Source organism: Pengzhenrongella sp., assembly GCF_036565025.1.
In the GTDB taxonomy this organism is placed as follows: Bacteria; Actinomycetota; Actinomycetes; order Actinomycetales; family Cellulomonadaceae; genus Pengzhenrongella.
The window spans coordinates 1-9,390 of the sequence record NZ_DATCNW010000100.1 but is presented as its reverse complement, the minus strand read 5'-3'; the positions used below and the strand labels follow the sequence as shown (position 1 = coordinate 9,390).

General features: G+C 73.1%; 9 protein-coding genes and 1 pseudogene. 8 read left to right on the top strand and 2 right to left on the bottom strand.

Annotated features, from left to right (window positions below; translation table 11 throughout):
• Together VIM26_RS05590 and VIM26_RS05585 are read left to right on the top strand one after the other, a co-directional pair.
• Positions 1-180, top strand: a pseudogene (locus VIM26_RS05590) (hypothetical protein); the annotation flags it as partial.
• Entirely contained in the window at positions 177-1,289 is a 1,113-nt protein-coding gene (locus VIM26_RS05585) for an SRPBCC domain-containing protein (RefSeq protein WP_331949359.1), read from the top strand. The pseudogene VIM26_RS05590 and the gene VIM26_RS05585, both read left to right, overlap by 4 nt.
• A 101-nt stretch (positions 1,290-1,390) precedes the next feature.
• Here the strand turns inward: VIM26_RS05585 and VIM26_RS05580 are convergent, their stop codons facing one another.
• Positions 1,391-1,624, bottom strand: coding sequence for an RNA-binding S4 domain-containing protein (locus tag VIM26_RS05580; RefSeq protein ID WP_331949358.1), 234 nt, complete (start codon positions 1,622-1,624; stop codon positions 1,391-1,393).
• A 119-nt stretch (positions 1,625-1,743) separates the two neighbouring features.
• Here VIM26_RS05580 and VIM26_RS05575 point away from each other — a divergent pair, with 119 nt between their 5' ends.
• Complete coding sequence (locus VIM26_RS05575) at positions 1,744-2,901, top strand: transposase (RefSeq protein ID WP_331949357.1); 1,158 nt, start codon at positions 1,744-1,746, stop codon at positions 2,899-2,901.
• A 110-nt stretch (positions 2,902-3,011) separates the two neighbouring features.
• Positions 3,012-4,334 (top strand): histidinol dehydrogenase, encoded by a 1,323-nt coding sequence (hisD, locus tag VIM26_RS05570; RefSeq protein WP_331949356.1) that lies wholly within the window; start codon positions 3,012-3,014, stop codon positions 4,332-4,334.
• Here the strand turns inward: hisD and VIM26_RS05565 are convergent.
• On the bottom strand, positions 4,282-5,589 hold the full coding sequence (locus VIM26_RS05565; RefSeq protein ID WP_331949355.1) for an APC family permease: 1,308 nt from the start codon (positions 5,587-5,589) through the stop codon (positions 4,282-4,284). The genes hisD and VIM26_RS05565 overlap by 53 nt on opposite strands.
• Positions 5,590-5,643: 54 nt before the next feature.
• On the opposite strand from VIM26_RS05565, the gene VIM26_RS05560 reads away from it, so the two are divergent.
• The 4 genes from VIM26_RS05560 to VIM26_RS05545 form a co-directional block, all read left to right on the top strand.
• Complete coding sequence (locus VIM26_RS05560) at positions 5,644-6,612, top strand: GlxA family transcriptional regulator (RefSeq protein WP_331949354.1); 969 nt, start codon at positions 5,644-5,646, stop codon at positions 6,610-6,612.
• A 198-nt stretch (positions 6,613-6,810) separates the two neighbouring features.
• The gene (locus VIM26_RS05555; protein ID WP_331949353.1) at positions 6,811-7,020 is read left to right on the top strand and encodes a DUF2249 domain-containing protein; all 210 of its coding nucleotides are present in this window, start codon (positions 6,811-6,813) and stop codon (positions 7,018-7,020) included.
• Between the two features lie 145 nt (positions 7,021-7,165).
• Positions 7,166-8,188 carry a 3-oxoacyl-ACP synthase III gene (locus VIM26_RS05550; RefSeq protein ID WP_331949352.1) on the top strand — a complete coding sequence of 341 codons (1,023 nt, stop codon included), beginning with the start codon at positions 7,166-7,168 and terminating at the stop codon, positions 8,186-8,188.
• A partial coding sequence (locus VIM26_RS05545) for an alpha/beta fold hydrolase (RefSeq protein ID WP_331949351.1) occupies positions 8,185-9,390 on the top strand: 1,206 nt, incomplete at its 3' end. The genes VIM26_RS05550 and VIM26_RS05545, both read left to right, overlap by 4 nt.

The window sequence follows — 9,390 nt, the reverse complement described above, 5'->3', positions numbered from 1 at the left end:
CCGCTCGACGAGGTCGAGGACTGGCTCGCGGGGGTTCGTGCCTTCTGGGACCAGCGCCTCGACGCCCTCGACACCGAGCTGCGCCGCGGAGCCCGCAGCACCCAGCCGGCAGTCAGCAACGACGACCCGCCGCACGACCTGCCGCACGACCAGGGCAACGACGAGGGAGCCAGACCATGAACCCGAAGACCACCGCGGAACGCGTCACCGGAACCGCCGAGGTGCTGCGTGCGGTGCTGGCCGACGGCGCGCGCCGCACGGTCCGCGTCTCGCGCCGGTTCGCGGGCACGCCCGCGCAGGTGTGGCCGGCGCTCGTGCAGCCCGAGCGGATCGCGCGCTGGTTCGCCGACGTCGACCTCGCCGACGACGGCGCCTTCGTGCTCACCTTCTCCGCGCAGGACGACAGTCAGATCCACGGCCGGGTGCTCGAGTGCGAGGCGGACCGTCGCCTGCTCGTGAACCTGCGGTGGGACGACGGGACGGACGGCGAGGTGGAGGTGACGCTCGTCGCCGCGGGGGAGGGGACGGACCTCGTGCTCGAGCACCGCGGGCTCCCGGCGATCTCCGCGCCGGAGTACGGCTCCGGCTGGGAGGCCCACCTCGAGCTGCTCACGAGCGAGCTCCCGCGGGGTGCGGACTGGACCGGGACCGCTCCGCCGGCGGCTCCGACCGGGTTCGATGAGCTGGTTCCCACCTACCGGAGCCTGGAGGCGGCGGCGGTGGCCGGCGCGGTTCCGCCCGGGCCCCTCGGCCGGGGACGCCCCGGCGACGGCGCCGGCGTGCGCCTGGACCGCGTGCTCGAGGCCGGCGTGGACGAGGTTTGGGCCGCCTGCACGCGGCCCGCGCGGCTGTCGCAATGGATGTGGCCGGTTCTCGAGTGGCCCGGCGGGCTCGACGTCGACCCGCCGCGCACGCTCGCGGCCGGCGACCGGATCGTCTTCGGCGACACCAACGTGCCCGACGGGCGGATGTGCTTTGACGTGCTCGAGCTCGACGCTCCGCGGGAGCTGCTCGTGCTCTGGGGCCCGGAGGGTGCGGCGGACGCAGACCGGACCGAGGTGTGGTTCACGCTCGAGGACCGGGGCGGCGCGACGCTGCTGACGATCCGGCAGGGGCCGGCCCCCGAGATCGTGGCGGCCGGGCGACTGCGCGGCGGGGCGGACTTCGCGGCCGGCTGGCACTCCCTCGTCGACGTGCTCGCGGCGCGGCTGTCGGGAGCGGCCAGCCCGGATCCGGAGGAGCTCTGGGAGGCCGCCTACACGGTCTATGCCGCGGGGGCGACGAGCTGATCCACGCCCGTCAGATCACTGGCTCGGCACCGGCGGCCGGTTCGCCGCGAACGTCGCCGCTCCGGCGGACTGCTGCGAGCCGTCGGCCGTGCGCGCTCGGGTCAGCCGACGGCCGCGCGGAGCAGGCCGTTCGCGGTGTCGAGCTCAACGAGGTCCCCGCGGTGCAGCTGACGGCCGCGGCGGGCCTCGGCCTCGCCGTTCACGGTCACCGTTTCGTCCGCGATCAGCTCGCGGGCGTGCGCACCGGACTCGGCGAGGCCGGCGAGCTTGAGGAACTGTCCGAGCCGGATGACGTCGCCGGTGATCGGGACGGTCGTGATGGGGGCGTCGCTCATCAGAATATGCCCGCGAAACCCCTGGCTTCAGCCATGGGGAGGTAAGGGTGCTTCTGCTTGGTTGGCGACACGCTGGTTCCTTTCGGTCGAACGTCAGTGCTATCCGATATGGTGGGTTTATGCCCATTGAGACGGTTCGGTACACCTACCGTCTGCGCCCTGGCGCGCAGGCTGAGGCCTCGCTGATCTCCGAGTGGAACCGGTGCCGGTACCTGTGGAACGAGGCCGTCCACCAGTCCAAGACTGGGCGGAAGCCCACGTTCTGCAAGCTGTCGAAACTGCTGACCGAAGCTCGTAGTGCGCACGCCTGGTTGCGGGAGGGTTCGCAGGTCGCCCAACAGCAGACCCTGCGCGACTACGCCCGGAGCCTCGACCACTCCTTCAAGGTCAAGGTCAAGGGGCGCGGGCGACCTAAGTTCAAGGCGCGGAAGAAGACCCTGCCGTCTCTTGAGTACACGACCCGCGGGTTCGCCGTGAGAGACGGGCGCCTGGTCCTGCCCAAGGGCGTCACCGTCCCGGTGGTGTGGTCCAGGGACCTGCCGTCCGACCCGACGAGCGTCCGCGTCTTCCAGGACACGCTCGGGCACTGGTATGCGTCGTTCGTGGTCCGCCGCGACGCCCAGCAAGCGGCGGCCGCTGAGGGTCGGATCGGTGTGGACTGGGGCGTGAGCGCCACCGCGTCGACCACCAACGCCGTGTTCGACCTGCCGCACTCCGGGCATCGCAGACGGTCCGCCGAGGTCCTCGCGAAAGCGCAGCGGCGCATGGCGCGCCGGCACCGCGCGAACAAGGCGCAGTCCAACGGATACCTGCGGGCGCGCCGCGACGCGGCCGTTCTGCACAAGAAGGGCGCCCGGCAAGTTCAGTACGACGCGCGGATCTGGGCCAAGAGGATCGTCGAGGCCCACCAGCTGATCGCGGTGGAGGACTTCACACCGACGTTCCTCGCGAAGTCCACCATGGCGCGCAAGGCCGCGGACGCCGCGATCGGTGCGGCGAAACGTGAGCTGATCTACCGGGGTTTGCGGGCTGGCCGACAGGTGGTGTTGGTCCAGCCCGCGTACACGACCATGACCTGCTCGAAGTGCTTCGCGAGAGCCAAGCAGCACCTCGAACTGGGCCAACGAACCTTCACGTGCTCGACCTGCGGCTTCACCGCGGGCCGGGACCTGAACGCTGCCAGGGTGATCCTGGCTGTGGCAGAACGGGGCCACACCAGCGTCGACGGCGTCAGACATCAGGAGCCTCCTTCCGAGGATGTTGCTGGTGCGGCTTGAGTTGGAAATCCCCCGGATCCATCCGTGGGGAACCGTTAAGTGCCCCATCATGCCGCGACCCGGCGGGCGGTCCGCTAGGGCAGCTGGGGAACGGACCTAGAATCGGACCCGTGATCACCCGTCTCGACCTGCGCGGTCGCACCCTGTCCACTCGCGAGCTCGAGGCGGCCCTGCCGCGGGCCGAGGTGGACGTGGACGCCGCGACCCACCTGGTGGCGCCCATCCTCGAGGCGGTGCGCACGCACGGCGCGGCCGCGCTGCGCGACCTCGCGGAGAAGTTCGACGGCGTGCGACCGGAGCACCTGCGCGTCCCGCCCGAAGAGATCGCCGGGGCCCTGGCCGCCCTCGCACCGGAGGTGCGCGCCGCCCTGGAGGAGGCGATCCGCCGAGTCCGCACCGTGCACGCCGCGCAGCGACCCGCCGACTTCACCGTCGAGCTCGCGCCGGGCGCGTCGGTCCGCCAGCGGTGGGTCGCCGTCGGGCGGGTCGGGCTGTACGTCCCGGGTGGCCTCGCGGTGTACCCGTCCTCGGTCGTGATGAACGTGGTCGCGGCCCAGGAGGCGGGCGTGCCGTCGCTCGCGGTCGCATCCCCGCCGCAGCAGAGCAACGGTGGCCTGCCGAACGCGACCGTGCTGGCCGCGTGCGCGCTGCTCGGCGTCGACGAGGTCTACGCCGCGGGCGGCGCCCAGGCCATCGCCATGTTCGCCTACGGCGCGGCGGGCTCGGAGCCGGTCGACGGCGAGTGGCTGTGCGAGCAGGTGGACGTGATCACTGGGCCCGGGAACGTCTACGTCGCGGCCGCCAAGCGTCTCGTGCGGGGCATCGTCGGGATCGACGCCGAGGCGGGACCGACCGAGATCGCGATCCTCGCCGACGCCGGGGCCGACCCGGACCACGTCGCCGCGGACCTGGTCAGCCAGGCGGAGCACGACCCGATGGCCGCATCGGTGCTGGTCACGGACTCGGTCGAGCTCGCCGGCGCCGTCGAGGCGAAGCTGAAGGACCGCGTCGACGGCACCAGGCACGCCGAGCGGATCCTCGTGGCGCTGTCCGGCCCGCAGTCCGCCATCGTGCTGGTCGACGACCTCGAGCAGGGGCTCGCGGTGGTCGACGCCTACGGCGCGGAGCACCTGGAGATCCAGACGGTCGGCGCCGCGGCACTCGCGATGCGGGTCCGCAGCGCGGGCGCGATCTTCGTCGGCCCGTACTCCCCGGTCGCCCTCGGCGACTACATGGCCGGGTCCAACCACGTGCTGCCCACCGGCGGCTGCGCGCACTTCGCGAGCGGACTCGGCGTGCACAGCTTCGTCAAGGCGGTGCAGGTCATCGAGTACGACGCCGACGCGCTCGCGGAGGTCGCGTCGCGGATCGTCGCGCTGGCTAACGCCGAGGACCTGCCCGCGCACGGCGAGGCCGTGCGCGCGCGGTTCTGACGGCGCGGCGCACGGCGAGCGCGATCAGCGTGGTGGCGATCGGGATGACCGCGTGCCGGGCGGCCGCGGGTGCCACGAGCAGGGTCAGCACGATGGTGAGGACGGCGCACAGCCGGCCGGTTCCGCGCAGCAGGCGGATGCCGGCGGCGGCCGCGAGCAGATAGACCGCGACCACGAGGGTGGACGGGACGATGACGAGCGTCTCGGTGCCCCATCCGAACGCCAGCGCCAGCGCGAGCCCCGCGTAGGCGATGACCGCGACGGTCAGGACCCCTCCGACCGGGATCGAGGCCCGGGTGATTCGGGCGGCCGGTCGGGGCAGCCAACCGGTCTCGGCCAGCGAGTACGCGAGGCGGGAGACGCCGGCGATGAAGGCATTGGTGGTGCCGAGGCTGATCACGGTGGCGATGACCGCCGCGGCGGCGCCGGCGCCGGCGCCGAAGCTGTGCTGCAGCAGCAGGCTCAGGGCGACGTGGTCGACGTGGTCGCTGCCGTAGGTGCCGGTCAGCACGACCGCGGCCGCGACCCCGAGGTAGAGGGTCGTGACGACGGCGATGGTGGCCGTGACCGCTCGCGGGACGTCGCGGTCGGGATCGTTGAACTCGCCGACCAGGTGCGCGACCGCCTCCCACCCCGCGAAGGCGAAGAACAGCACGATCACGCCGGAGCCGATCGCAGCGATGCCGTGCGGCGCGAACGGGGTCAGCCGGCGCAGGCTCATCTGCGGCACGGCGACGGCGATCGTCAACGCCAGTGCCGCGGCGACCCCGCCCGCCAGCGCGAGCTGGGTGCGACTGCCGACGTTGAGTCCGAGCAGGTTCGCCGCCACGGCCGCGGACAGGATGAGTGCGGCGACCGCGAACGCCCAGACCTGATCGAGGCCCAGGGCCTGGGCGACGTAGTACCCGCCGGTGAGCGGGACGATCGTCTGTCCGACCGAGCCGGCGATGAAGTACAGCCATCCGGTGAGCCCGCCCGCCGTCGGCCCGAACGCCTGCCGGACATAGGTGGCGACGCCGCCGGCGTCGGGGTACCGCCGAGCCAGCCCGGCGAACATCCACGCCAGCGGCACACCCATCGCACACGCGAACGCCCAGGACAGCAGCGACGCCGGCCCCGCCGACGACGCCACCTGACCGGGCAGCACCAGGACCCCGGCGCCGAGGATCGCGCTGACGTACAGGGCGATGCCGTGCCCGAGCCCGATGTGCCTGGTCAACTGCCCGTTCCGTTGCGCGGTGCGTTCGCTGGTCACGGCGTCGAGCCTGACGGATCGAGAGCATCGGCGGTGAGTGGCAGACTGGACGGCATGCGCAAGGAATCCGCCACCCGGCGGCGTCATCGGGTCGTGCTGGTCGCCAGCCCCGGCGTGCCGCTGTTCGAGTTCGCGATCGCCGCGGAGGTGTTCGGCACCGACCGCCGCAGCCTCACCGAAGACTGGTACGAGTTCACCATCGCCGGCGTCGACGCGCCCACCACCGCGATCGCCCGCGGCATGACCGTCCCCACGCCGACCGGCCTGGCCGCCCTCACGCGAGCTGACACCGTGATCGTGCCCGCCTGCGTCGACGTGCACGCCCACGCCCCGGACGCGCTGCTGGACGCACTGCGCCAGGCCCATGCCCGCGGTGCGCGGATCGCGGGAATCTGTTCGGGCAGCTTCGTGCTCGCCGAGGCCGGGCTGCTCACCGGGCGCCGGGCGACCACCCATTGGCTGCACGCCGGCGAGCTCGCCGCCCGCTACCCCGACATTGCCGTCGACCCGACCGTGCTCTACGTGCACGACGACGTCTGGACCTCGGCCGGCAGCGCGGCCGGCATGGACATGTGCCTGGAGCTCGTGCGACAAGATCTCGGCGCGGGGGTTGCCAACGAGGTCGCCCGCTACGTCGTCACCCCTCCGCACCGCGACGGCGGGCAGGCCCAGTTCATCCGAACGACCTACCCTTCCGCCGCCCCACGTGGCCAGGACGTCCAAGAGTGGGCACGCGGCAGCCTCTCCGAGGTCACCGTCACGGACATGGCCCGCTACGCCGGCATCAGCCAGCGCACCCTCAACCGCAGATTCCGCGACAGCGTCCGCATGTCGCCGCAGGACTGGCTGCAACGAACCCGTCTCGACGTCGCCGCCGAACAGCTCGAGACCACCGATCTGACCATCGAGGCGATCGCCCGCCGGGTCGGCCTCGGCAGCGCCACCAACCTTCGTGCGCGGTTCGCCGGCACCTACGGGGTGCCGCCGGCCCAGTACCGCCGGACCTTCAACCGGCGGACCTAGCTCACGGGACCTAGGTCCCGGGTCGCCGCCGGGCAGGCTCGCCCAGACTGGGCATCCCACGACTCGTGGGATGAATCTGCCAGGAGGCACCGATGCACAACCAGCCGATCGACATCACCGCGGACCCCACGACGACCCCGAAGGCGGCCGGCGGCTGTGGCTGCAGCCACAACGAGGCCGCCGACATCGCCTGAGGACGTGCACTCGCTCCCGAAGCCGATCCGCCACGCCGCCGTCCTCGGGGCGATGAGCGCGATCGGCGCCGACCAGGCGATCGTCCTGGTGGCGCCGCACGACCCGGTCCGGATGCTCACTCAGATCGCCGAGGCGTACCCGGACGCGTTCGACGTCACGTACCTGCAGAGCGGCCCCGACGTGTGGGCGCCGCGACTGGCGCGACGGGCCTGATTCCGCTCCTGCGGCACCGGATGTCAGGATGGAGGGTCCGGGCGGGCCTCCATCGGTGATGAGGCGTGGCTGGACGCCGGTTCCGCCGCTGCCTTGGTGGTCGGCAACTTGACGCCAACCGCACCGCAGAGACGAAGGTCCGTACGTGAACGGCAACGCCACGATCCGCCACTCGGGAACCGCCCTGCTCGCCGTCACCGGCCTGGATGCGCCGGTGATCGTGCCGTCGACCTGGTTCGACGAACAGCTCGCCGCGAGCCTGAAGCGGCTGCGCCTGCCCCGCGGCCTGCTCCAGCGGGTCGCCGGGGTGCACGAGCGTCGCTGGTGGGACGCGGACACCGCGTTCGACGACGCCGCGATCTCGGCCGGGGCGAAGGCGCTCGCCGAGTCGGGGGTCGAGGCCGCCGACGTCGGGCTGCTGATCAACACGTCCGTCACCCGCGCCCACCTCGAGCCGTCCGTGGCCTCAAAGGTGCACGACGGGCTGGGCCTGCCGTCGTCGGCCATGAACTTCGACCTCACGAACGCGTGCCTCGGCTTCGTCAACGGGCTCACGCTCGCGGCGAGCCTGATCGACTCCGGCCAGATCCGCTACGCGGTGATCGTGGACGGTGAGGACGCGCGTCCCACGCAGGAGGCGACCCTCGCCCGGCTCGGCGGGCCGGACTCGACCAAGCAGGACTTCATGGACGCGTTCGCGACCCTGACGCTCGGGTCGGGCGCGGCCGCGGCGGTGCTCGGCCCGGCGGCGGACCACCCGGGCGGGCACCGGATCCTCGGCGGCATCACCCGCGCCGCGACCCAGCACCACGACCTGTGCGTCGGGGACTTCAGGGGCATGCGCACCGACCCGGTCGGCCTGCTGGCCGGCGGGCTCGAGCTGGTGGGGGAGGCGTGGCTCGAGGCCAAGGCGGAGTGGGACTGGACGGACATGGACCGCTACGTCATGCACCAGGTCTCGACCGTGCACAGCGAGAAGATCGTGGAGGCGCTGGGCCTCGACCCCGCGCGGGTGCCCCTGACGTTCCCGAAGTTCGGCAACGTCGGGCCCGCCGCCCTGCCGCTCACGCTGGCGAGCGAGGTCGACAGCCTCGCGGCGGGCGACCGGGTGCTCTGCATGGGCGTCGGCTCGGGGCTCAACACCGCGATGATCGAGATCGCCTGGTGACGGTGGACACCGACCGGGGCAACGACCAAAACTTCGATCGGGACGCGGCGCGGGACTCCGCGCGGCGGCCCCCGGAGGGGCTGCCCGGTCTCGATCCGTCCTGGTCCCGGCTCGTGGACGTGCCCCGCGCGGGCCCGGACGACGGCGGCGGCGCCCCCAGGGACATCGACACCTGGCACGTGCTGGACAACGGCGGCGACCTGGGCGGCGAGCCGGTCGGCACCCTGCTGTGCGTGCACGGGAACCCGACCTGGTCCTACCTGTGGCGGGACCTGCTGCGCGAAGCGGCGGAGCGCGCGGCCGACGGCGGGCCGCGGTGGCGCGTCATCGCGGTCGACCAGCTCGGGATGGGGTTCTCCGAGCGCACCGGCCGCACGCACGGCCTCGCCGCACGGGTCGCCGAGCTCGGCAGGCTCACGCAGACGCTCGGCCTGACCGGGCCGGTGCTGACCGTGGGCCACGACTGGGGCGGTCCGGTCTCGCTCGGCTGGGCCGTCGCGCACCCCGACCAGCTCGTCGGGGTCGTGCTGACCAACACCGCGGTGCACCAACCCCTGGGCGTGGCCGCACCCGCCGCGCTGCGGCCCGCGATGGCCGGCGGCCTGCTGCGCGCCAGCACCGTGGCCACGACGGCGTTCCTCGACACCGCGCTCGCGCTCGCGAGCCCGCGCCTGTCCGCCGCCGTCCGGGCGGCCTACCGGTCCCCGTACCGGACGCCGGCCCGGCGTCGGGCGATCGGGGACTTCGTGGCCGACATCCCGGTGACCGCGAGCCATCCGAGCCGGCCCGCGCTCGACACGCTCGCCGACGCCGTGCGCACCCTCGACGTGCCCGCCCTGGTGCTGTGGGGCCCGCGCGACCCGGTGTTCATCGGCCGCTTCCTCGACGACCTGATCGACCGGCTCCCGCACGCCGACGTGCACCGGTTCGAGGGTGCCGGGCACCTCGTGGCCGAGGACGTCGACATCGCCGGTGCCGTGCTGGACTGGTTGGCCGTGCGGTTCCCGGCGGAGCCTGCCGTGCCCGCGGACCTCGCTCCCGGCGCCGTCCTGCCCGACGGCGAGCGCGACGCGCCCTTCCGCCCGCTCGGCGCGGCCCTCGACGAGCGCGCCGGCGACGCCGGCACCGCGCTGGTCGAGCTCGCGCCGACGGGCGGCGGCGGACCGCGGTCGATCTCGTGGTCGCTGCTCGCCCGCCGCGTC

Bases quoted from the DNA above. Each gene is read 5' to 3' on its own strand.
- VIM26_RS05580 (WP_331949358.1), bottom strand. From the start codon at position 1,624: ATGAGCGACGCCCCCATCACGACCGTCCCGATCACCGGCGACGTCATC.
- VIM26_RS05585 (WP_331949359.1), top strand. From the start codon at position 177: ATGAACCCGAAGACCACCGCGGAACGCGTCACCGGAACCGCCGAGGTG.
- VIM26_RS05560 (WP_331949354.1), top strand. From the start codon at position 5,644: ATGCGCAAGGAATCCGCCACCCGGCGGCGTCATCGGGTCGTGCTGGTC.
- VIM26_RS05575 (WP_331949357.1), top strand. From the start codon at position 1,744: ATGCCCATTGAGACGGTTCGGTACACCTACCGTCTGCGCCCTGGCGCG.